This is a genomic window from Stenotrophomonas sp. SBJS02, from assembly GCF_020428325.2.
Lineage (GTDB): Bacteria > Pseudomonadota > Gammaproteobacteria > Xanthomonadales > Xanthomonadaceae > Stenotrophomonas > Stenotrophomonas africana.
In genome coordinates this window covers 3359252-3381294 of the sequence record NZ_CP109812.1, presented here as the reverse complement: position 1 = coordinate 3381294, position 22043 = coordinate 3359252, and the positions used below count along the sequence as shown (strand labels likewise).

The 22043-nt window shown below is 65.3% G+C and carries 19 protein-coding genes and 2 tRNA genes; 17 read left to right on the top strand and 4 right to left on the bottom strand.

Annotated elements, in window-relative coordinates:
- Position 1 precedes the first annotated feature (1 nt).
- The 15 genes from nuoI (at position 2) to pnp (ending at position 16420) form a co-directional block, all read left to right on the top strand.
- Positions 2–490 (top strand): NADH-quinone oxidoreductase subunit NuoI, encoded by a 489-nt coding sequence (nuoI, locus tag FQS62_RS15765; RefSeq protein ID WP_006381128.1) that lies wholly within the window; start codon positions 2–4, stop codon positions 488–490.
- Between the two features lie 9 nt (positions 491–499).
- Positions 500–1156: an NADH-quinone oxidoreductase subunit J gene (locus tag FQS62_RS15760; protein ID WP_049437083.1), complete on the top strand. Its 657-nt coding sequence runs from the start codon at positions 500–502 to the stop codon at positions 1154–1156.
- Complete coding sequence (nuoK, locus tag FQS62_RS15755; protein ID WP_006381125.1) at positions 1153–1458, top strand: NADH-quinone oxidoreductase subunit NuoK; 306 nt, start codon at positions 1153–1155, stop codon at positions 1456–1458. The genes FQS62_RS15760 and nuoK overlap by 4 nt, the downstream gene beginning before the upstream one ends.
- Before the next feature lie 7 nt (positions 1459–1465).
- Positions 1466–3640, top strand: coding sequence for an NADH-quinone oxidoreductase subunit L (gene nuoL / locus FQS62_RS15750; RefSeq protein WP_099588571.1), 2175 nt, complete (start codon positions 1466–1468; stop codon positions 3638–3640).
- A 23-nt stretch (positions 3641–3663) separates the two neighbouring features.
- Positions 3664–5172, top strand: a complete 1509-nt coding sequence (locus FQS62_RS15745; RefSeq protein ID WP_049443681.1) for an NADH-quinone oxidoreductase subunit M — start codon at positions 3664–3666, stop codon at positions 5170–5172.
- Positions 5173–5187: 15 nt separating this feature from the next.
- Positions 5188–6648 (top strand): NADH-quinone oxidoreductase subunit NuoN, encoded by a 1461-nt coding sequence (gene nuoN, locus FQS62_RS15740; protein WP_208042987.1) that lies wholly within the window; start codon positions 5188–5190, stop codon positions 6646–6648.
- A gap of 127 nt (positions 6649–6775) precedes the next feature.
- A tRNA-Met gene (locus FQS62_RS15735) sits at positions 6776–6852 on the top strand.
- A gap of 84 nt (positions 6853–6936) precedes the next feature.
- Positions 6937–7013 (top strand) — tRNA-Met (locus FQS62_RS15730).
- 368 nt (positions 7014–7381) lie between these two features.
- Entirely contained in the window at positions 7382–7981 is a 600-nt protein-coding gene (gene rimP / locus FQS62_RS15725) for a ribosome maturation factor RimP (RefSeq protein WP_226053571.1), read from the top strand.
- Complete coding sequence (gene nusA / locus FQS62_RS15720) at positions 7978–9489, top strand: transcription termination factor NusA (protein WP_005410449.1); 1512 nt, start codon at positions 7978–7980, stop codon at positions 9487–9489. The genes rimP and nusA overlap by 4 nt, the downstream gene beginning before the upstream one ends.
- A 91-nt stretch (positions 9490–9580) precedes the next feature.
- Entirely contained in the window at positions 9581–12232 is a 2652-nt protein-coding gene (infB, locus tag FQS62_RS15715; RefSeq protein WP_057502014.1) for a translation initiation factor IF-2, read from the top strand.
- Between the two features lie 92 nt (positions 12233–12324).
- Entirely contained in the window at positions 12325–12708 is a 384-nt protein-coding gene (rbfA, locus tag FQS62_RS15710; protein ID WP_005410447.1) for a 30S ribosome-binding factor RbfA, read from the top strand.
- A gap of 107 nt (positions 12709–12815) precedes the next feature.
- On the top strand, positions 12816–13724 hold the full coding sequence (gene truB / locus FQS62_RS15705) for a tRNA pseudouridine(55) synthase TruB (protein WP_208043884.1): 909 nt from the start codon (positions 12816–12818) through the stop codon (positions 13722–13724).
- A gap of 175 nt (positions 13725–13899) precedes the next feature.
- Positions 13900–14160, top strand: a complete 261-nt coding sequence (gene rpsO / locus FQS62_RS15700; RefSeq protein WP_005410445.1) for a 30S ribosomal protein S15 — start codon at positions 13900–13902, stop codon at positions 14158–14160.
- 151 nt (positions 14161–14311) lie between these two features.
- Positions 14312–16420 (top strand): polyribonucleotide nucleotidyltransferase, encoded by a 2109-nt coding sequence (gene pnp / locus FQS62_RS15695; protein ID WP_057502013.1) that lies wholly within the window; start codon positions 14312–14314, stop codon positions 16418–16420.
- Positions 16421–16554: 134 nt separating this feature from the next.
- On the opposite strand, the gene FQS62_RS15690 is transcribed toward pnp, so the two are convergent.
- Positions 16555–17541: a tetratricopeptide repeat protein gene (locus tag FQS62_RS15690; RefSeq protein WP_226053570.1), complete on the bottom strand. Its 987-nt coding sequence runs from the start codon at positions 17539–17541 to the stop codon at positions 16555–16557.
- Positions 17542–17763: 222 nt separating this feature from the next.
- On the opposite strand from FQS62_RS15690, the gene FQS62_RS15685 reads away from it, so the two are divergent.
- The gene (locus FQS62_RS15685) at positions 17764–18954 is read left to right on the top strand and encodes a glycoside hydrolase family 18 protein (protein WP_208042905.1); all 1191 of its coding nucleotides are present in this window, start codon (positions 17764–17766) and stop codon (positions 18952–18954) included.
- Positions 18955–19044: 90 nt separating this feature from the next.
- On the top strand, positions 19045–19437 hold the full coding sequence (locus FQS62_RS15680; RefSeq protein WP_049445764.1) for a VOC family protein: 393 nt from the start codon (positions 19045–19047) through the stop codon (positions 19435–19437).
- Positions 19438–19608: 171 nt separating this feature from the next.
- Here FQS62_RS15680 and FQS62_RS15675 read toward each other — a convergent pair whose 3' ends face one another.
- From FQS62_RS15675 to FQS62_RS15665, 3 genes are read right to left on the bottom strand one after another with little or no spacing between them, the layout of a single operon-like run.
- On the bottom strand, positions 19609–21168 hold the full coding sequence (locus FQS62_RS15675) for a PepSY-associated TM helix domain-containing protein (protein WP_049445766.1): 1560 nt from the start codon (positions 21166–21168) through the stop codon (positions 19609–19611).
- A gap of 10 nt (positions 21169–21178) precedes the next feature.
- On the bottom strand, positions 21179–21442 hold the full coding sequence (locus FQS62_RS15670; protein WP_049445768.1) for a hypothetical protein: 264 nt from the start codon (positions 21440–21442) through the stop codon (positions 21179–21181).
- Positions 21442–21738, bottom strand: a complete 297-nt coding sequence (locus FQS62_RS15665; protein WP_049445770.1) for a hypothetical protein — start codon at positions 21736–21738, stop codon at positions 21442–21444. The genes FQS62_RS15670 and FQS62_RS15665 overlap by 1 nt, the downstream gene beginning before the upstream one ends.
- Between the last annotated feature and the right edge of the window lie 305 nt (positions 21739–22043).

Genomic DNA, 22043 nt, shown 5'->3' with positions numbered 1-22043 from the left:
GATGAACAGGATTACCCATTACTTCAAGAGCCTGCTGCTGCTCGAACTCCTGGGTGGCCTTTGGCTGACGCTGAAGTACAGCTTCAAGCCCAAGTACACGATGATGTACCCGATGGAGAAGTTCCCGCAGTCGCCGCGCTTCCGTGGCCTGCACGCCCTGCGCCGGTACCCCAACGGTGAAGAGCGCTGCATCGCCTGCAAGCTGTGCGAAGCGGTGTGCCCTGCATTGGCCATCACCATCGACTCGGCCAAGCGCGAAGACGGCACCCGCCGTACCACGCGCTATGACATCGATCTGTTCAAGTGCATCTTCTGCGGCTTCTGCGAAGAAAGCTGCCCGGTGGACTCGATCGTCGAAACCCACATCCTCGAGTACCACTTCGAGAATCGTGGCGAAAACATCGTTACCAAGCCGCAGCTGCTGGCCCTGGGCGACCGTCTCGAGTCCGAGATCGCCGAGCGTCGCGCCGCCGATGCCGCTTACCGCTGAGGTCGAGAGATGGATTGGGTAAATATCGCTTTCTGGGTGTTCGCCATCGCGGCAACGGTTTCGGCCGGTGCGGTGATCAGCGTGCGCAACCCGGTTCACGCCGTGCTCTGCCTGGTGCTGACCTTCTTCTCCATCGCCTGCGTCTGGCTGCTGGTCGGCGCCGAGTTCCTCGGTGTGGCACTGGTGCTGGTGTATGTGGGCGCGGTGATGGTGCTGTTCCTGTTCGTGGTGATGATGCTGGACATCGACCCCACCAAGATGCGTGAGGGTTGGGTGCGCTACCTGCCGGTCGGCCTGATCGTTGCGGTGGCCATGCTGGTGCAGATGCTGATCCTGATCGGCGTGAAGGGCAGGGCGGTTACCCCGTTCCCGGCCGACAACGCCGCCGCGCTCGCCGCCGACAGCTCCAACGTCACCTGGCTGGCCCGCACGCTGTTCACCGAATACCTGCTGCCGTTCGAGTTCGCTGCGGTCATCCTGACCGTGGCCGTGGTTGCCGCCGTGATGCTGACCCTGCGTCGCCGTACCGGCGTGAAGAGCCAGAACCCGGGCGAGCAGACCATGGTCAAGGCCGGCCAGCGTCTGCGCATGGTCAAGATGGGCGCCGAGGCACCGGTCGTGCACAGCAACAGCAAGCCGGCCGCCGGCGAGGAGACCCAGCCGTGATTACCCTTGGCCACATGCTTGCGCTGGGCGCGGTGCTGTTCGCCATCAGCCTGGCCGGCATCTTCCTCAACCGGAAGAACGTCATCGTCCTGCTGATGTCGATCGAGCTGATGCTGCTGTCGGTGAACGTCAATTTCGTCGCGTTCTCGCGTCAGCTGGGCGATCCGTCCGGCCAGCTGTTCGTGTTCTTCATCCTGACCGTCGCCGCCGCGGAAGCCGCCATCGGCCTGGCGATCCTGGTGACCCTGTTCCGTACCCGCCGCACGATCAATGTCGGCGAAGTCGATTCGTTGAAGGGCTGATCCACAGATGGAAATCACTCTCTCCAAGAGTCTGTTGATCGCAGTGGTGCTTGCACCGCTGTTCGGCAGCATCATCGCCGGCCTGTTCGGTCGCCAGGTCAAGCGCTTCGGCGCGCAGACCATCACCATCCTCGGCGTTGCGGTTGCCTGCGGCCTGTCGATGTACACGCTCTACCAGCTGCTCTGGGGCGGCGCGCAGCCGTTCAACCAGAACATCTACACGTTCTTCGAAGTCGGCCAGTACTCGGCCCACGTCGGCTTCATGGTCGACAAGCTGACCGCGATGATGATGGTGGTGGTGACCTTCGTGTCGCTGCTGGTCCATATCTACACGATCGGCTACATGCAGGACGATCCGGGCTACCAGCGGTTCTTCAGCTACATCTCGCTGTTCACCTTCTCGATGCTCACCCTGGTGATGAGCAACAACTTCCTGCAGCTGTTCTTCGGCTGGGAAGCGGTGGGCCTGGTGTCGTACCTGCTGATCGGCTTCTGGTTCAAGCGCCCGACCGCGATCTTCGCCAACATGAAGGCGTTCCTGGTCAACCGCGTCGGTGACTTCGGCTTCCTGCTGGGCATCGCCGGCGTGTTGTGGGTGTTCGGCACCCTGGACTACTCGCAGGTGTTCTCGCAGGCCGGCATGCTGGCTGACCCGCGTGCCCAGCTGCAGATCTGGGACGGCACGATCCTGGGCATGCAGCTGCTGAACGAGCCGGTGATCTGGTCGATCGCCACCGTCATCTGCATCTGCCTGTTCATCGGTGCCATGGGCAAGTCGGCCCAGGTTCCGCTGCACGTGTGGCTGCCGGATTCGATGGAAGGCCCGACCCCGATCTCGGCGCTGATCCACGCCGCGACGATGGTGACCGCCGGCATCTTCATGGTCACCCGCATGTCGCCGCTGTTCGAGCTGTCGCAGACCGCGCTGAACTTCATCCTGTTCATCGGTGCCACCACCGCGTTCTTCACCGGCCTGATCGGCATCGTGCAGAACGACATCAAGCGCGTCGTTGCGTACTCCACGCTGTCGCAGCTGGGCTACATGACCGTGGCGCTGGGTGTGTCGGCCTATTCGGCGGCCGTGTTCCACCTGATGACCCACGCCTTCTTCAAGGCGCTGCTGTTCCTGGGTGCCGGTTCGGTCATCATCGCGATGCACCACGAGCAGGACATGCGCAAGATGGGCGGCCTGCGCAAGTACATGCCGATCACCTTCGTCACCATGTGGATCGGTACGCTGGCACTGGTCGGTACGCCGTTCTTCTCCGGCTTCTACTCGAAGGACACCATCATCGAGGCCGCCGAGATCCACGCGCACATGCAGAACAGCTGGGTGGCCACCTATGGCTACTGGGCCGTGCTGGGTGGCGTGCTGGTGACCAGCTTCTACAGCTTCCGCCTGCTGTTCCTGACCTTCCACGGCAAGGAGCGCTTCCGCGACGCGCATGATGATCACGGCCACGGCCATGACGATCACCACGCCGCTGACGCCCACCATGCTGATGCCCACCACGGCGATGCCCATGACGACCACGGCCATGGCCACGGTCCGCATGAGCCGCATGAAACCCCGTGGGTGGTGACCCTGCCGCTGATCCTGCTGGCCATCCCTTCGATCGCCATCGGTTTCTTCAGCATTGGTCCGATGCTGCACGGCACCGACTGGGCTGGCCACCACGCCCACGCGGCGATCAAGGGCCAGGTCAACACGTTCTTTACCGGCATCGTCGACTTCTACGATCCGGCCAAGAACACCGTTGCCTTCCTGGGCGAAGAGTTCCACGGGCCGGTGGCGTTCGCGCTGCACGGCATGATGCTGCCGCCGTTCTGGCTGACCCTGGCGGGCTTCCTGCTGGCTGCGCTGTTCTACCTGTGGAAGCCGGACCTGTCGGGCAAGGCGCGCAAGACCTTCGCCCCGCTGGTGTCGGTGCTGGAAAACAAGTACGGCTTCGACAAGCTGTGGATCGATGGCTTTGCCGGTGGCAGCGTCAAGCTGGGCAAGGTCGCACGCTGGATCGACAGCAACATCGTCGACGGCGTGGTCAATCTTTCGGCACGTGTTGTGGACGTCGCAGCCGGCGTGCTGCGTCGTACCCAATCCGGTTTCCTCTATCACTACGCCTTCGCGATGATCATCGGCCTGATTGCCCTTCTGGGCGTGCTGATGCATTACCTGCGTTGATGACCTGTACGGAATAAGAAGACGTGTCGAACTGGCCTCTACTCAGTGTCCTCATCTGGCTGCCGATCATCGGTGGCGCCCTGATCCTTGCGATCCGTGATGCGCAGACCGCCCGCTGGGCGTCCCTGGGCGTAGCGGTGCTGACGTTCGTGGCGAGCCTCTCGCTGCTGAGCGGCTACAACGCGGGCATCGACGGTCTGCAGTTCGTCGAGACCCATGCCTGGATCCCGGCGTACAAGATCGGCTACAACCTGGGCGTGGACGGCATCGCCGTGGCGCTGATCCTGCTGACCACCCTGGTCAGCGTGCTTGCCCTGATCGGCGCCTGGAGCGCCATCGACAAGCGCGTCAACCAGTACGTGGCCGCCTTCCTGATCCTGGAAGGCGTCACGGTCGGTATCTTCTCGGCCACGGACGCGATGCTGTTCTACGTGTTCTTCGAGGCGATGCTGATCCCGATGTTCCTGATCATCGGTGTCTGGGGTGGCCCGCGCCGCATCTACGCCGCGCTGAAGTTCTTCCTGTACACCTTCCTCGGCTCGGTGCTGATGCTGGTGGCACTGATCTACCTGTACATGAAGGGCGGCAGCTTCCAGCTGGCTGACCTGTACGCGCTGCCGCTGTCGGCCAAGGAGCAGACCTGGATCTTCTTCGCGTTCCTGATCGCCTTCGCGGTCAAGGTGCCGATGTTCCCGGTCCACACCTGGCTGCCGGACGCCCACGTGGAAGCGCCGACCGCCGGTTCGGTGATCCTGGCCGCCATCGCCCTGAAGATCGGTGGCTACGGCTTCCTGCGCTTCAACCTGCCGATCGTCCCGGACGCGTCGCAGGAATGGGCGTGGCTGGTGATCGCGCTGTCGCTGATCGCCGTGATCTACGTCGGCCTGGTCGCCCTGGTGCAGGACGACATGAAGAAGCTGATCGCCTATTCGTCGATCGCACACATGGGTTTCGTCACCCTCGGCACCTTCATCGCGCTGTGGCTGGTGCGTGAAGCCGGCAACGCCGATGCCGCCCGCCTGGGCCTGCAGGGCGCCATGGTGCAGATGATCTCGCACGGCTTCGTGTCCGGCGCGATGTTCTCCAGCGTCGGCGTGCTGTACGACCGCATGCACAGCCGCCGCATCGCCGATTACGGCGGCGTGGTCAACGTGATGCCCTGGTTTGCGACCTTCGCCATGCTGTTCTTCATGGCCAATGCCGGCCTGCCGGGCACCAGCGGTTTCGTCGGCGAGTTCATGGTCATCCTCGCGGCCTTCCAGCGTAATCCGTGGATCGCCTTGGGCGCGGCCACCACCCTGATCATCGGCGCCGCCTACACCCTGTGGCTGTACAAGCGCATCTTCTTCGGCGAAGTGGCCAACAGCCACGTTGCCGAACTGAAGGACATCAACGGTCGCGAATGGCTGGTGCTGGGCGTGTTTGCCGCCGGCGTGCTGGCCCTGGGCATCTACCCCAAGCCGCTGACCGACCTGATGGAGCCCTCGATCGCGAAGCTGGCGATGCAGATCGCATCCAGCAAGCTGCTGTAATTCCAGGATTTGATGATGACCACCTCGCCGCTGCTGCCATTGACCGCCGCTGACCTGCCACCACTCGCTCCCGAGCTGGTGCTGATCGGCAGCGCCTTCGCCCTGATGATCCTCGACCTGTTCGTCAGCAACCGGAACAAGATCGTCACCCACCTGTTCTCGCTCGCTGCGCTGGCCGTGGTGCTGTTCATGCTGGCCACCGGCGTGGGCGGGCAGGGGGAGGTCTTCCATGGCATGTTCGTGCGCGATACCGCCGCGGACGTGATGAAGACCGGGATCGTGCTGCTCAGCGGCCTGACCCTGGTCTACGGCTGGCGTTACCTGCGTGACCGCAACCTGTTCCAGGGCGAGATCCCGGTGCTGATCCTGTTCGGCACCGCCGGCATGATGATCCTGGTCTCGGCCGGCAGCCTGCTGATGGTCTACCTGGGCCTGGAACTGCTGGCGCTGTGCTCCTACGCGCTGGTTGCCAGCAACCGTGAGAACGGCCTGGCCTCGGAAGCGGCGATGAAGTACATCGTGCTGGGTTCGCTGGCCTCGGGCCTGCTGCTGTACGGCATGTCGCTGATCTACGGCGCCACCGGCAGCCTGCACCTGGACGTCATCCGTGAGGCCATCCCGCACTCGGAAGAGCGCGTGCTGCTGATCACCGGTGCGGTGTTCATGATCGCCGGCGTCGCCTTCAAGCTGGGTGCCGCGCCGTTCCACATGTGGCTGCCGGACGTGTACCAGGGTGCTCCGGCACCGATCGCTCTGTTCATCAGCTCGGCGCCGAAGCTGGCCGCGTTCGGCATGGCCTACCGCCTGCTGGAAATGGGCGTGGGTCCGCTGTCGACCGAACTGCAGCTGCTGATTGCCGGCCTGGCCGCGGTCTCGCTGGTCATCGGCAACCTGATGGCCATCGCGCAGAGCAACCTCAAGCGCATGCTGGCGTTCTCCACCGTCTCGCACATCGGCTTCCTGCTGATGGGTATCGCCGGTGGCGGTTCGCAGGGCTATGCCGCCGCGCTGTTCTACGCGCTGGCCTACGCCATCATGTCCACCGCCGCCTTCGGTGCGATCATCGCGCTGTCGCGTGCCGGTTTCGAAGCCGAGAACATCGAAGACTTCAAGGGCCTGAATGCCCGCAACCCGTGGATGGCCGGCCTGGTGCTGTGCATCATGGCGTCGCTGGCCGGCATCCCGCCGTTCCTGGGCTTCTGGACCAAGCTGGCGGTGCTGGGCGCGGCCGTCAACGGCGGCCTGCTGTGGCTGGCCATCCTCGGCGTGCTGTGTGCTGTGGTCGGCTGCTTCTACTACCTGCGCGTCATCAAGGTCATGTACTTCGATGAGCCGGTGGGCGAGGCCATGCCGCGCAGCAACGACCGCGTGCTGGGCCTGGTGCTGGGCGTGAACGCGCTGGCGCTGCTGGCGCTGGGCCTGGCCTGGAACCCGATCATGGTCTGGTGCCAGCAGGCATTTGCGCACATTGCATAAAAGTTGACACAAAGCTGCGCGATTCGTGTAATATGCGCAGCCTGAGTTGTCACTGCAGCGGTTCAGCCAGAACATCGTTGCGGTAGCCCTCCTCGAAAGAGCAGGGCAGCAGTTCAAACACTTCCGGTGCGGGGTGGAGCAGTCTGGCAGCTCGTCGGGCTCATAACCCGAAGGTCGCAGGTTCAAATCCTGCCCCCGCTACCAACACATCGAATCGGCGCCAACCAGTTCGATGAATGAGGAAAGGCTTGCAGGTTTTGAAGTTATGCCTCATAATTCCGCTTCTGATGCGGGGTGGAGCAGTCTGGCAGCTCGTCGGGCTCATAACCCGAAGGTCGCAGGTTCAAATCCTGCCCCCGCTACCAAGTAAAGAGATCGCCTTCGAAGTGCTGCTTCGAGGGCGTTTTTTCTTTGGATTGGTTCTGTTTTTGTAGAGTCGAGCCATGCTCGACTGCCGGTGTGGAAAAGGGGCCTGGTCTCGGCCCCGCACCTTGCACCAGCGCGGTGCAGTCGCTATCATCAGCGGCCTAGCAATACCCCTGAAGGCGGCCTCCCAGCGGGAGTCCGGACCCGGAAGGAGGGCCGCAACCGGCAGGCACTGCAGGTTGCAACCGGAATCCAGTCACCGGAGTCTTTCCGGAAAAGGGGCCCAGCGGGCCCTTTGTCGTTTCCGGGGCGTCATGTTTCCATGCTGGCCAAGGCCGGCACCCAACCATAGAGATCAAGGCAGGCTGTGAGCGACAAGGCAACCGACATCGCGAATCTGCTCGCCCCGACCGTTGTGTCGCTGGGCCTGGAGCTGCTGGGCGTTGAGTATCTGCCGGCCCCCGGCGGTGCGACCCTGCGCCTTTACATCGACGTGCCGCTGGCTGAACAGCCCGAGCGCATCATCAATGTCGACGACTGCGAGCGGGTCAGCCGCGAAGTGTCGGCACAGATGGACGTCGAAGACCCGATCAGCGGCAACTACACGCTGGAAGTGTCTTCGCCGGGCGTCGATCGCCCGCTGTTCAACCTGGAGCAGTTCGGCCGTCACCTCGGCGAAATGGCCAAGGTCACGCTGAAGCTGCCGCAGGACAACCGTCGCCGCCTGCAGGGCCGCATCGAAGCCATCGACGAGACCGCAGGTGCCATCACCTTCATCGTCGACAAGGCCGAAGTGGTCGTGTCGGCCGACAACATCGACAAGGCACGGATCATGCCCGACTGGGTGGCGCTGGGGCTGGCCCCGAGCAAGCCGACCGGTCCGGCACCGAAGCGTCCGAAGCCGAACACGAATTCTTCTTCCAACGAGCCGGCGGCAAAAAAAGCCGCGCGCGGAGTGAGCCAATGAGCAAGGAACTGTTGCTGGTAGTCGACGCGGTCGCCAACGAGAAGGGCGTGCCGCGTGAAGTAATCTTCGATGCCATCGAGGCCGCCCTGGCCTCGGCAGCGAAGAAGCGCTATCCCGACGAGGAAGTGCTGACCCGTGTGGTCATCGACCACAAGGATGGCAGCTACGAAACCTTCCGCCGCTGGGAAGTGGTGGCCGATGACGTGGTCATGGAATCGCCGGACCGCCAGATCCGCCTGATGGATGCCGTCGATGAAGCCGAAGGCGTGGACGTCGGCGACTACATCGAAGAGCAGATCGAAAACCCGGATTTCGGCCGCATTGCCGCCCAGGCCGCCAAGCAGGTCATCGTCCAGCGCGTGCGCGAAGCCGAGCGCCAGCAGGTCGTGGATGCGTGGAAGGATCGCGTCGGCGAGCTGATCACGGGTGTGGTCAAGCGCGCCGAGCGCGGCAACATCTATGTCGACCTCGGTGGCAACGCCGAAGGCTTCATCCCGAAGGACAAGGGCATTCCGCGCGACGTGCTGCGCGCTGGTGACCGCGTGCGCGGCTACCTGGCCGAAGTCCGTTCGGAACCGCGTGGCCCGCAGCTGTTCATCAGCCGCGCCGCCCCGGAATTCATGATCGAGCTGTTCAAGCTGGAAGTGCCGGAAGTCGGCCAGGGCCTGGTGGAAATCAAGGCCTGTGCCCGCGATCCGGGCGACCGCGCCAAGATCGCCGTGCTGGCCCACGACCAGCGCACCGATCCGATCGGTGCCTGCATCGGCATGCGCGGTTCGCGCGTGCAGGCCGTGTCCAACGAGCTCAATGGCGAGCGCGTGGACATCGTGCTGTGGAACGACAACCCGGCCAACTTCGTCATCAACGCGATGGCGCCGGCTGAAGTGCAGTCGATCATCGTCGATGAAGACAAGCACTCGATGGACCTGGCTGTTGCCGAAGACCGCCTGGCCCAGGCAATCGGCAAGGGCGGCCAGAACGTGCGCCTGGCCAGCCGCCTGACCGGCTGGCAGCTCAACGTGATGACCCAGGACCAGGTCACCGCCAAGTCGGAGGCCGAGCAGGCTTCGGCCCGCCAGCTGTTCATGGACAAGCTGGAAGTGGACGAGGAAATCGCCGGCATCCTGGTCAGCGAAGGCTTCGGCACTGTCGAGGAAATCGCATATGTCCCGGTCGGCGAACTGCTGGCCGTGGAAGGTTTCGACGAAGACATCGTCGAAGAGCTGCGCGCTCGTGCCCGCGATGCGCTGCTCAATGAGGCCCTGGCAGTCGAGGAAGGCCTTGAAGACGGCCAGCCGGCGCAGGACCTGCTGTCCCTGAAGGGCATGGACGAAGCCACCGCATATGCGCTGGCCGGCCACGGCGTGCGCACCAGTGAGGACCTGTCCGATCTGGCCGCCGACGAGGTCATGGACTTCGGCATCGAAGGGCTGGATCAGGCGCGCGCCGCTGCGCTGATCCTGGCCGCACGTGCCGAGGAGATCGCCCGACTGGAACGCGGCGAATGAGCCGGCAATGAACAGGGCCCTGAGCCGCTCAGGGCGTAGAATCCGCGCCACCTCCAGATGCGGGGGGCGCCCACAAGATCATAGGATCCGAATGTCGCAGCAAACCACCATCCGCAAGCTTGCCGAACTGGTCAACACGCCGGTCGAAAAACTGCTGGAACAGCTGGCCGGTGCCGGCATGAAGTTCAGCGGTCCCGACCAGGTCGTGACCAGCACCGAGAAGGTGAAGCTCCTGGGCTTCCTTCGTCGTTCGCACGGCAAGCCCGAGCAGGCCCCGGAAGAAACTGATCAGTCTGCAAAGAAGATCACGCTCAACCGCCGGAAACAGCAGGAAGTGACGGTCAGTTCCGGTCGCAGCAAGACGACCGTGAATGTCGAGGTGCGCCAGAAGCGTACCTACGTCAAGGATGGTGCTCGCGCCATGACCCCGGACGAAGAACGCGCCGACATCCTGCGCAAGCTGGAAGAGTCGCGCGCGCGCAACCTCGCCGAACAGCAGGCACTGGCCGAGAAGGATCGTCTGCGCGACGAAGCCATTGTCCGCGCCCGTGAGGAAGAGGTCGCCGCCAAGGAACGCGCAGAGGCCGAGAAGAAGGCCGCCGAGGAAGCTGCCGCTGCCGCGAAGGCGGCCGAGGCGCTGGCCGCCAGCAAGCCGAAGGTGCGCGCTCCGATCGACGAAACCGCGCCGCGCCCGCCGCGTACCCCGGCTGCCGCTCCGGCCGCACCGCGTGGTGCACCGCCGGCACCGCCGCGCAGCGACGACCGCAACAACCGCAGCGCGCCGCGCAACGAGCGTGGCCCGGGTGATCGCTTTGCCGGCCAGATGCATCTGTCGGCGGCTGATCGTGCGCGTCGTGGCAACAGCAACAACAGCAACACCCGGGGTCGTCCGGGTGGTCGCAACCAGAGTGGCGGCCGTCGCGACATGTCGCGTGGTGGCAGCAACGCCGGTCCGCACGCCTTCGAGCGTCCGACCGCACCGGTGGTGCGTGAAGTGGCGATCGGCGACACCATCACCGTGGCCGACCTGGCGCAGAAGCTCGCGCTGAAGGGCGGCGAGGTGGTGAAGGCGCTGTTCAAGATGGGCGTGATGGCCACCATCACCCAGTCCATCGACCATGACACTGCCGCGCTGGTGACCGAAGAACTCGGCCACAAGGCGATCCGTGCCAACGACAACGACGCCGAAGACGCACTGCTGGCCTCGACCGGTGAAAACCAGGGCGAAGCCACCCAGCGTCCGCCGGTGGTCACCATCATGGGTCACGTCGACCACGGCAAGACCTCGCTGCTGGATTACATCCGCCGCACCAAGGTCGCCACCGGCGAAGCCGGCGGCATCACCCAGCACATCGGTGCCTACCACGTGGATACGCCGAAGGGCGTGATCAGCTTCCTGGATACCCCGGGCCACGCGGCATTCACCTCGATGCGTGCGCGCGGCGCCAAGCTGACCGACATCGTGGTGCTGGTCGTGGCCGCCGATGACGGTGTCATGCCGCAGACCAAGGAAGCGATCCAGCACGCGCGTTCGGCGGGTGTGCCGCTGATCGTGGCGATCAACAAGATCGACAAGTCCGATGCCGACCCGATGCGGGTCAAGAACGAACTGCTGTCCGAGCAGGTCGTGGCCGAAGACTTCGGTGGTGACACCCAGATGGTGGAGATCTCGGCCAAGACCGGTCTGGGCGTCGACGACCTGCTGGATGCCATCTCGATCCAGGCCGAACTGCTGGAACTGAAGGCGGTCGACGAAGGCCGCGCCGCGGGCGTGGTGATCGAATCGTCGCTGGACAAGGGCCGTGGCCCGGTCGCCACGGTGCTGGTGCAGCAGGGCCGCCTGAAGAAGGGCGACTACCTGGTGTGCGGCATCCAGTACGGCCGCGTGCGTGCGCTGTTCGACGAAACCGGCAAGCAGCCGGAGTTCGCCGGCCCGTCCATCCCGGTGCAGGTCCTGGGCCTGTCCGGCGTGCCGGAAGCCGGTGACGACTTCGTGGTCGTCGAGGACGAGCGTCTGGCCAAGGACGTTGCCCAGCAGCGTGAGACCAAGCGCCGTGAATCGCGTCTGGTCGCCACCGCTGGCAGCCGCATGGAAGACATCATGGCGACCCTGGGCAAGGGCGAGGGCCAGCAGGTCCTCAACCTGGTCATCAAGGCCGACGTGCAGGGTTCGGTGCAGGCCCTGAGCCAGGCACTGGTCGCGCTGTCCAACGAAGACATCCGCATCAACGTGATCCACTCCGGCGTGGGCGGCATCACCGAGTCGGACGCCAACTCGGCGGCCGCTTCCAAGGCCACCGTCATCGGCTTCAACGTGCGTGCGGATGCTTCGGCCCGTCGCATCATTGAATCCAACGGCGTGGACCTGCGTTACTTCTCGATCATCTATGACGTGATCGATCAGGTGAAGCAGGTGGCCTCCGGTCTGCTGGGCGTGGAGATCCGCGAAGAGATCATCGGTATCGCCGAGGTCCGCGACGTCTTCCGCAGCTCCAAGCTGGGCGCCGTCGCCGGTTCGATGGTCATCGAGGGCGTGGTCAAGCGCAACAAGCCGATCCGCGTGCTGCGCGACAGCGTGGTGATCTTCGAGGGCGAGCTGGAATCGCTGCGTCGCTTCAAGGAGAACGTCGAGGAAGTCCGCAACGGTACCGAATGCGGTATCGCGGTGAAGGCCTACAACGACGTCAAGCCGGGTGACCAGATCGAGTGCTTCGAGCGTATCGAAGTGCCGCGCACCCTGTAATGCTGCAAGGCGGCCCGACCAACGGTCGGGCCCCACCATGTACCTGTAGCGCCCGACCGTTGGTCGGGCGACAACTGAACCAAGAGCTCCTCGTGCCCAAGACTTTCCATCGAACCGACCGTGTCTCCGCCCAGCTGCGCCGTGAACTCGGCACCCTGGTGCACAACGCCGTGCGTGAGCACGGGTTGCCCTCGGTGAGCGTGTCCGACGTGGAAATCACCCGCGACATGGCCCATGCCAAGGTGTTCGTCACCGCGCTGATGCCCGAACGTTCGGCTGAAGCCGTGGCCGGCCTGAAGGAGCTGGGCTATCGCCTGCGCATGGACCTGGCCCGCGCGATGAAGCTGCGCCACGTGCCGGAACTGCACTTCCACTACGACGACTCGGTCGACCGTGGTGAGCACATCGACAACATCCTGCGCGACCTGCCCGATACGCTGGCCGCGGAGAAGCGTCGCGAGAGCGACGAAGAATAAGCGCGCGACGCCGGGCATGCCCGGCGTTGTTGCATTCCGGCTGCGCGATGTCTGATGCAGACCCCGCTGCGGCAGTCGAGCATGGCTCGACTCTACGAAATTCTGTCATGACCCGAATTCAGTTCCGCCGCCTGGATGGCATCCTGCTGCTCGACAAGTCGACCGGCATGAGCTCCAACGCCGCCCTGCAGGTGGCCCGTCGCCTGTTCCGTGCCGAGAAGGGCGGCCATACCGGCAGCCTTGATCCGCTGGCCACCGGCCTGCTGCCGCTGTGCTTCGGCGAGGCAACCAAGATCGCCGGCCTGCTGCTCGGCTCGGCCAAGGCCTACGACGCCGAGATCATGCTCGGCCAGACCACCGATACCGATGACGCCGAAGGCCAGGTGCTGCTGCAGCGCCCGGTGCCTTCGATCAGCGCCGAGGCCCTGCAGGCGGCGCTGGTGCCGCTGACCGGCAGCATCCGCCAACGCGCCCCGATCTATTCGGCGCTGAAGCAGGGTGGGGAACCGCTGTATGTGAAGGCCCGCCGTGGGGATGTCATCGAGGCCCCGGAACGCGAGGTCCACGTGCATGCCATCGAGGTGCTGGAGCAGCAGCCGGAACGGCTGCGCCTGCGGGTGACCTGCGGCTCCGGCACCTACATCCGCAGCCTGGCCCGCGACCTGGGCGAGGCGCTGGGCTGTGGTGCCCACATCAGCGCGCTGCGCCGCCTCTGGGTCGAGCCATTCCGTGAACCGGCGATGGTCACCCTGGATCAGCTGCGGGCGATGGTCGAGGCGGGTGACGAGACGGGCATGGACGCGTTGCTGCTGCCATTGGCGGCCGGCCTGGCTGAGTATCCGCGGATCGACCTCGATGCCGATCAGACCCGCCGCTTCTGCGTCGGCCAGCGCCAGCGCGACCCGTCCTGGCCCCATGGCCTGGTGGCCGTGTTCGGTCCGGACGACGCTGTCCAGGGGTTGGGCCAGGTCGATGACAGTGGCCTGCTGGCCCCGCAGCGTCGTTTCAACCTCTGACCTGGCCTGCCGGTTCAGCCCCGGTCCTTGTCCCGGAAGCCCCCGCCCGTTACAATTTCGCGGCCGTTTTCCGGCAGCCTGCCTCGCGCGGGTTTCATCCTTGTAGTCCACGGCGAGCCTGGCGGTGCGCGAAGCGCGTTCCTGCCGGCCACGCATCACAGAGAAAAAAAAGAAAATGTCGATCGACACCCAGAAGGTCATTGAAGACAACAAGCGCAGCTCGGCTGACACCGGCTCCCCGGAAGTCCAGGTTGCCCTGCTGACCGCCCGCATCGAACTGCTGACCGGCCACTTCAAGACCCACAAGAAGGACCACCACAGCCGCCGCGGCCTGCTGCAGATGGTCAACCGCCGTCGCAGCCTGCTCGACTACCTGAAGAAGAAGGACGTCGAGCGTTACAAGGCCCTGATCGAGAAGCTTGGCCTGCGTCGCTAAGCAACGAATCCCCCGCGGCGCAGCGATGCGCCGCGGTTTTGTTTTGTAGCACCGCAATCCCCGATTCAGGCCGGAACGATCCGGCCACCCGCTGGCGGCAAGGGTCGCCGACGGTCCAAATTCGCAGACAGCATCCCCAAGGACACCCTCCGTGGCAAAAATCACCAAAACCTTCCAGTACGGCAAGCACACCGTCACGCTCGAGACCGGCGAAGTCGCCCGTCAGGCCAGCGGTGCCGTCATCGTCAAGATGGACGACACCGTACTGCTGGTCACCGCCGTCGCCGCCAAGAGCGCGCGTGAAGGCCAGGACTTCTTCCCGCTGACCGTCGATTATCAGGAAAAGTTCTACGCCGGCGGCCGTATCCCGGGTGGTTTCTTCAAGCGTGAAGGCCGTGCGACCGAGAAGGAAACCCTGATCTCGCGTCTGATCGACCGTCCGATCCGTCCGCTGTTCCCGGAAGACTACAAGAACGAAGTGCAGATCATCGCCACGGTCATGTCGTTGAACCCGGACGTGGACGGCGACATTGCTGCCCTGATCGGTGCCTCGGCTGCCCTGTCGCTGGCCGGCACCCCGTTCATGGGCCCGATCGGCGCTGCCAAGGTCGGTTACAAGAACGGCGAGTACATCCTGAACCCGACCGTCAGCGAACTGGCTGACTCGCAGCTGGAGCTGGTCGTCGCCGGTACCTCCAACGCCGTGCTGATGGTTGAATCCGAAGCCGCGCTGCTGTCCGAAGAAGTGATGCTGGGCGCCGTGACCTTCGGTCACCGCGAGATGCAGAAGGTCATCAACGCGATCAACGAGCTGACCGTCGAAGCCGGCACCAAGCCGTCGACCTGGGAAGCCCCGGCCAAGAACGACGTGCTGATCTCCGCCCTGAAGGAAGCCATCGGCCCGCGCCTGGGCGAAGCCTTCCAGGTGCGCGACAAGCTGCAGCGCCGCGACGCCATCTCGGCGATCAAGAAGGACGTCTTCGAAACCCTGGCTGGCCGCGTGGCCGCTGAAGGCTGGAACCCGGCCGAGCTGTCGAAGGAATTCGGCGAGCTGGAATACCGCACCATGCGTGACTCGGTGCTGGACACCAAGGTCCGTATCGACGGCCGTGCGCTGGATACCGTCCGCCCGATCGCCGTGAAGACCGGCGTGCTGCCGCGTACCCACGGTTCCTCGCTGTTCACCCGCGGCGAAACCCAGGCCATCGTGACCATCACCCTGGGCACCGCCCGTGACGGCCAGGTCATCGACGCCGTTGCCGGTGAGTACAAGGAAAACTTCCTCTTCCACTACAACTTCCCTCCGTTCTCGGTGGGTGAGTGCGGCCGCATGATGGGTCCGAAGCGCCGCGAAATCGGCCACGGTCGCCTGGCCAAGCGCGGCGTGCTGGCTGTCATGCCGTCGCTGGAAGCCTTCCCGTACACCATCCGCGTCGTCTCGGAAATCACCGAGTCGAACGGTTCCTCGTCGATGGCTTCGGTCTGCGGTTCCTCGCTGGCCCTGATGGACGCCGGCGTGCCGGTGAAGGCGCCGGTTGCCGGTATCGCCATGGGTCTGGTCAAGGAAGGCGAGCGCTTCGTCGTCCTGTCCGACATCCTGGGTGACGAAGATCACCTGGGCGACATGGACTTCAAGGTGGCCGGTACCGCTGAGGGCATCTCCGCCCTGCAGATGGACATCAAGATCGAAGGCATCACCGAAGAGATCATGAAGCAGGCGCTGCAGCAGGCCAAGGCTGGTCGTCTGCACATCCTGGGCGAAATGGCCCACGGCCTGACCGCTCCGCGCGAAGAGCTGTCGGACTACGCGCCGCGCCTGCTGACCATCAAGATCCACCCGGACAAGATCCGCGAAGTGATCGGCAAGGGTGGCTCGACCATCCAGGCCATCACCAAGGAAACCGGCACCCAGATCGACATCCAGGACGACGGCACCATCGTCATCGCTTCGGTCAATGCCATCGCTGCGCAGGCTGCCAAGGCCCGCATCGAGCAGATCACCTCGGATGTCGAGCCGGGCCGCATCTACGAAGGCAAGGTCGCCAAGATCATGGACTTCGGTGCGTTCGTCACGATCCTGCCGGGCAAGGACGGTCTGGTCCACGTGTCGCAGATCTCCAGCGATCGCGTCGAGAAGGTCGGCGACGTGCTGAAGGAAGGCGATGTGGTCAAGGTCAAGGTGCTGGAAGTCGACAAGCAGGGCCGTATCCGCCTGTCGATGAAGGCCGTGGAAGAAGGCGACGCCGTCAGCGCCGAGTAATCGACCTCCGGTCGATTACGGTAGGTGTCAACCTTGGTTGACACGCTTCTGGAATCGCTGAAATGAAAAAGCGGGCTTCGGCCCGCTTTTTCTTTGCCTGGAATCCTGCGGGTGAGGACCGTTGGTCCTTGCACTTACGCGTCTTCTTCGTCCTCACCCAGCCACCAGACCTGGCCTGGCTCCGGGTCGCTCAGCGGGTGCTCGCGCTGTTCGATGGCCTCCAGCACCCGGCCGGGGGCTGCAGCGACCCACACCGCCATGAGCTTTTCCACCGCAGCCCGGCCCTGTGCGGCCACGCCGAGGTCACGTTCGCGTCTCCATTGGTCTTCATCTGGCGCCTCATCACCATGCTGGTGCGGCGTGCCGTAGCTGCAGCGACGGCACAGCCGGCGCACGGTGGCTGTCCAATCCTCGACCATGCCGATGCCGGGCAGGGTGATGGCCTCCAGGGCAGCGATGTCATCGGCCGAATCGCACTGCACGAACACGGTGAAGGTCGCCATGTCCGATGCCTGCAGGCGCTGCATCGCGTTGAACACCGGCACCTGGCGCTCGCCGTAGGCACGCTGGCCGGTCGAGGCGCCGTCGTGCAGCACGATGTCGCCGAAGCGGAAGCCGCTTTCGGGCAGCGGTACGTTGTCGATGCGTGCACGCACCGGATCAATGCGGCTCATGTACACCACTTCGGCGTCGGACCATGGCGCCAGGCGCATGCAGGCCACGCCGAAGTGGCCCTCGATCGGGCCCTCGCCTTCGGGCAGGGTGATGCCACAGCGGGTCCACTGGCGTCGTGCTTCGGCCCAGTCCGCCATGCCGGTGGCGGCGATGCCGGCATTCCAGGCAGTGGCGACATCGAACTCGCCGCGCAGCTGCTCCGATCGCAGGTTGTCCTGCAGTGAGGCAGCCCAGTCGCGCAGATACTTGTGCGCCAATCCGCGCATGTAATGCAGGTACGGCACTTCGGGGGCGAGTGCGATCAGCTCGCCGAACAGCGCCACCGCCCGCTGCAGGTTGCCTTCGTGGAAGGCGTCGTAGGCGCGTGCCTCCAGGGCCTGGCCTTCGTCGAGGGTTTCGTCGTCCAGCAGGTCGCCGTCGTCGAGGTTGTCGTGGTCGGTGCTCATGTCCATGCGCGGTTGAAGGTCCGCGGCTACCTTAGCTGATGCGCGAGCCCGCGAACGCGGCGTCGGCGTGTGTCCTGCTGCAGTGCATGAGGGTCGTTGCATGACTGGCGCGTTGTCGCCATTCGGCGGGATGCACCTGTCCACTGGACGACATGCTACGACAACCGTCCCACAGCCCCATCCGTTTGCTAACGTGGCTGCGCCTTCGAACCGGGAGATCCCATGTTCCGCCAGACCGTGGCTGCCCTTGCCGTGCTGATTGCCGGTGCCTTGCCCATTGCCGTGCATGCGGCGCCCGCGCAGCCGCCGATCTTCGGTGCCTACTACCCCGGTGGTTCGGCCGAGCGCTACCCGGTGTCGAGCATTCCGGCCGAGCGCCTCACCCACCTGTTCTACGCGTTCTCCACCATCGAGGACGGCCGCTGCACGATCGGCGCGGAAGCGCCGAAGAATTTCGCGGCGCTGGCCGAGCTGAAGAAGGCGCACCCGCATCTGCGCACGCTGATTTCGATCGGTGGCTGGGGGGCAGGCGGATTCTCCGATGCAGCGCTGACCGAGGCCAGCCGCAAGCGCCTGGTCGACTCATGCATGGCGCTGTTCTTCGATCGTCATGCTGGCAGTTTCGATGGCGTGGACATCGACTGGGAGTTCCCGGTCAGTGGCGGGCCGAAGGAGCTGGCACACCGTCCGCAGGACCGCGCCAATCTGACCCGGCTCGCGCAGGCGTTCCGCGTGGCCCTTGATGCGCATGGACGCAAGGCGGGGCAGCCGATGCTGTTGACCGCCGCACTGGCCGCCGGTCGCCTGCAGACCGATGGCCCCTACGATCCAGCGGCAAGCTATGACCTGCCGGCGCTGGCCAAGGTGTTCGATTTCATCAACCTGATGAGCTACGACATGGGCACCGGCTTCTCATCGGTGTCGACGTTCAATGCGCCCCTGCATGAAGTGCCGACCGATCCGCTGGCGCCGGAGCTGCGGCGCTGGAACAACGTCGCCGGCGCAGTGCAGTACTACCGCGAGCATGGTGTGCCGGCCGACAAGCTGGTGCTGGGCGTGCCGTTCTACGGGCGCGGCTTCAAGGTCACCGGCGATGCACCGGACGGTCTGTATCAGGCCTACAGCGCACCGGCCGATGCCGGCGATTGGCGGGTGATCAAGGCGCGTTATCTCGACCAGCCGGGCTGGACGAAGCACTGGCAACCACAGGCGCAGAGCCCGTGGCTGTACAACGCCGGGCAGAAGATCTTCATCAGCTATGAAGACCCGCGCTCGATCGGTCTGCGTGCGCAGTTCGCCCGTGAGCAGGGCCTGGCCGGGGTGTTCATGTGGGAGCTGACCGGCGACGACGAACAGGCCAGCCTGCTCAATGCCATGCTGGGCCCGTGGCAGAAGGCGCGCATCGGCGACTGAGCTGCATCAGGCGATGTCCGGCGCAATGCCGCAACGTCAACGACCCAACCCCGCACAGCATGTCCATGCCCGCAGCGTTACGCTGTGGGCATGATCCATCTTGAACGCTTGGACCACCTGGTCCTCACCGTCGCCGACATCGAACGCAGCTGTGCTTTCTACCAGCGCGTGCTCGGCATGCAGGTCGTGCGCTTCGGTGCGGGCCGTACCGCGCTGCAGTTCGGCCAGCAGAAGATCAATCTGCATCCGGCCAGTGCACCGCTGCAGCCGCATGCGCGGCGACCCACGCCGGGCAGTGCCGACCTGTGCCTGGTCACGCGTACGGCGACAGTCGATGTGCTGGCCCACCTGCAGGCGCAGACCGTTGCGGTGGAGGAGGGGCCGGTCGCACGCACCGGCGCGCTGGGACCGATCGAATCGGTGTATTTCCGCGACCCGGATGGCAACCTGATCGAAGTGAGTCGTTACCCCGGCGAGGCATGATCCTGCTTGGGTAGCGTCGAGCTTGCTCGACGGTGCTTGGCGCGAAATCAACGCCAGTCGAGCAAGCTCGACTCTACATTGGCGCGAAATCAACAGCTGTCGAGCAAGCTCGACGCTACAGGGGGCGTTGCGCGCAACGGTAGGTAGCGTCGGGCCATGCCCGGCGGAGGCTCAGTTGGCCCAGACGCTGTTGGGGTCGCCGTTGCGGGCGCGGCGCTGGCTGGCGACGGCCAGGCGGGCGAAGCCGAAGGCCATGGCCAGCGCGATGGCATCGACCCAGAACAGTGGCCAGTGACCACGCCCCGCAGCGCGCCACAGCCAGTCGCCATTGAGTGCGCCGTGCAGCACCGGCACCAGCGCGGTACTGATCGCTGCCGCCCACAGCAGTTCGCGTGCGGCCTGCGCCGGGCGTCGCAGCGCGGCCCATAGCGCACAGGCCGCCCAGCTGCCGAAGCAGGCCCAGCGGATGCCGTGGTCGACCGCCGTCGGCGCCAGCCGCTCCAGCACCAGTGCGGTGACGAAGGCGACCGAGATCGCCACGCACAGGCCGATGCACACACCGACCGTCGCCCGCGCCATGTTCACCCCGGCACGCGGCTGCTGCGGCTGGCGGCGCCTGCGCCGCGATTCGATCCACAACAGGTTGCCGGAGTAGAACAGGAAGGCACCGCCGAGGCCGAGCAGGAAGTACAGCCAGACCACCACGCCATTGCCGAATTCGCCGAAGTGCAGCGCGTAGGCGGCGCTGAGCGTGGCATGGTTGGCGTCGCGCTGGCCCGGTAGCTGCGAGGCCAGAACGTTGCCGGTGGTCACGTCCAGCGCCACCGCGCCAAGCGGGCCGAGCGTGCCGGTGGATTCACCGGTGATCTCGATGGTGGCATTGGCATCGCCGGCATTGGCCAGCTTCAGGTAGGCCGGCTCGAAGTTGGCCACGCCCTGTGCGCGGGCGACTTCAAGCGCACGTGCATGCAGCACGCGCAGGCTGCCCGGCGGCGCCGGAATGCCACTGGCCTCGCGCACGGGCGCGGTGTCCATCGCCGTCGGCACCGCCTGCAGGGCCTTGCCGTCGTAGATCAACGGGTTGAGCAGGGCCATCTGCACGAACACCAGGCAGAGCAGGGCGCCGGTCACCGCAAACATCAGGTGGAAAGGCAGGCTGAGCACGCCGACCACGTTGTGCGCGTCCTGCCACAGCTGCTTCAGGTTGCGGCCCGGACGCAGCGCGAACAGATCACTGAACAGCTTCGGCAGGTGGATCACCAGGCCGCTCAGCAGCGCCATCCCATACAGCAGGCTGACGATGCCCATCACGTAGATGCCGGCCACCGGCAGGCCGAGGCTGTAATGCAGCTCGTTGACCAGCTCGGCCAGTCCGGTCTGTGGTGGTGTGGTGCTGCCGGCGATCTGGCCGGGCCAGGCATAGCGCCAGCTGCCATCATCGGCCTGCCAGTACGCAAGTGGCTGCGGATGTTCGGCGCCGGGGAAGGTCATGCCGACGTGGCGGCGGGCTTCCGGGTGTGCCGCCAGTACGTCTTCCAGCAGATACTGCGCGTCGTCCAGGCCCGCCGGCAGCGCGGTGGCTGCGCCCGGGGTCTGCCACAGCGGCAGGTCGTGATGGAACAGGGTCAGCGCACCCGCGTAGAAGGCCACGAACAGGCCGAAGCCGGCGACCAGGCCGACCCAGGTGTGCAGGGTGGTAAACGTGCGCAGGGTCTGCGAACTGAACTTCATGGGAGGGGTCTCATTGCACCGCGCCGGTCAGGCGCAGCAGCCCGAGCACGGCAAAACCGGTGGCCGCGCTGCCGGCCAGCACCAGCCAGGCGCGCAGCGCACTGCGGAAACTGAACGCCCACAGGGCGGCCAGCATCCACAGCGGGATGAAGGCGATCAGGGTCGGCACCAGCGCCCGCTGCCACGGGCCGGGCGGCAGCCACGCCAGCAGGCCGGTGGCGGCTGCGGCCAGAAAGAAGCCGGCGATGATGCCGGCAAGGGCACGCGGCCACATCAGGGTGACTCCGTGCCGGGGCGGTGCCAGGCGGCCAGCGCCGGCAGCAGCATCGCCGCCAGCATCCAGGTGCACAGCATGGCCACCAGGCCGGCGGCAAAGCCGAGCTCGGCCATCCACAGCCACAGCGCGGCAGCCGCGGCGACCAGGCCGATCTGGTGGCCGAGGCGGCCGGCGCGGCGCAGGCGTGGCCAGCGGCAGTGCGGCGAGGCGGCGTAGAAGGCCAGCGCCGAGAACATCGCTGCCAGCATGCCCAGGCTGCAGAAGCCGAGCGTGGAAAGGCCGACGGTGATCATCGCGGGCGGCCAGCGTGGCAGCGGGCCGGCGAACGCGGGACACGGGCGGGGCCGGCGGGAGCCGGTCGGAGCGGGTGGCGCATCACGGGGTCCTGGGGAAAGCGGGCAGGCTGGCACGAGGCGCCTGCGCCGACATGGTAATCATTGCCATTTCACGCCGCCAGCGAGACCCATTCAGGGGACCGTACGGTGGGCCTTGGGCTTTCCCGTGCACTGGTTTAAGATCATCGCAGAACCCTGACTGGAACAAGGTGGCCCGCGCCCAGCGCCGGCCGAGCGTGCGACATGAGCACTACCACCGCCCA

Coding starts and splice junctions, on each gene's coding strand:
- FQS62_RS15690 (WP_226053570.1), bottom strand. CDS start 17,541: ATGAGCACCGACCACGACAACCTCGACGACGGCGACCTGCTGGACGAC.
- FQS62_RS15670 (WP_049445768.1), bottom strand. CDS start 21,442: ATGTGGCCGCGTGCCCTTGCCGGCATCATCGCCGGCTTCTTTCTGGCC.
- infB (WP_057502014.1), top strand. CDS start 9,581: ATGTCGCAGCAAACCACCATCCGCAAGCTTGCCGAACTGGTCAACACG.
- nuoN (WP_208042987.1), top strand. CDS start 5,188: ATGACCACCTCGCCGCTGCTGCCATTGACCGCCGCTGACCTGCCACCA.
- rpsO (WP_005410445.1), top strand. CDS start 13,900: ATGTCGATCGACACCCAGAAGGTCATTGAAGACAACAAGCGCAGCTCG.
- FQS62_RS15685 (WP_208042905.1), top strand. CDS start 17,764: ATGTTCCGCCAGACCGTGGCTGCCCTTGCCGTGCTGATTGCCGGTGCC.
- nuoL (WP_099588571.1), top strand. CDS start 1,466: ATGGAAATCACTCTCTCCAAGAGTCTGTTGATCGCAGTGGTGCTTGCA.
- nusA (WP_005410449.1), top strand. CDS start 7,978: ATGAGCAAGGAACTGTTGCTGGTAGTCGACGCGGTCGCCAACGAGAAG.
- FQS62_RS15665 (WP_049445770.1), bottom strand. CDS start 21,738: ATGATCACCGTCGGCCTTTCCACGCTCGGCTTCTGCAGCCTGGGCATG.
- FQS62_RS15675 (WP_049445766.1), bottom strand. CDS start 21,168: ATGAAGTTCAGTTCGCAGACCCTGCGCACGTTTACCACCCTGCACACC.
- FQS62_RS15760 (WP_049437083.1), top strand. CDS start 500: ATGGATTGGGTAAATATCGCTTTCTGGGTGTTCGCCATCGCGGCAACG.
- truB (WP_208043884.1), top strand. CDS start 12,816: ATGACCCGAATTCAGTTCCGCCGCCTGGATGGCATCCTGCTGCTCGAC.
- nuoI (WP_006381128.1), top strand. CDS start 2: ATGAACAGGATTACCCATTACTTCAAGAGCCTGCTGCTGCTCGAACTC.
- FQS62_RS15680 (WP_049445764.1), top strand. CDS start 19,045: ATGATCCATCTTGAACGCTTGGACCACCTGGTCCTCACCGTCGCCGAC.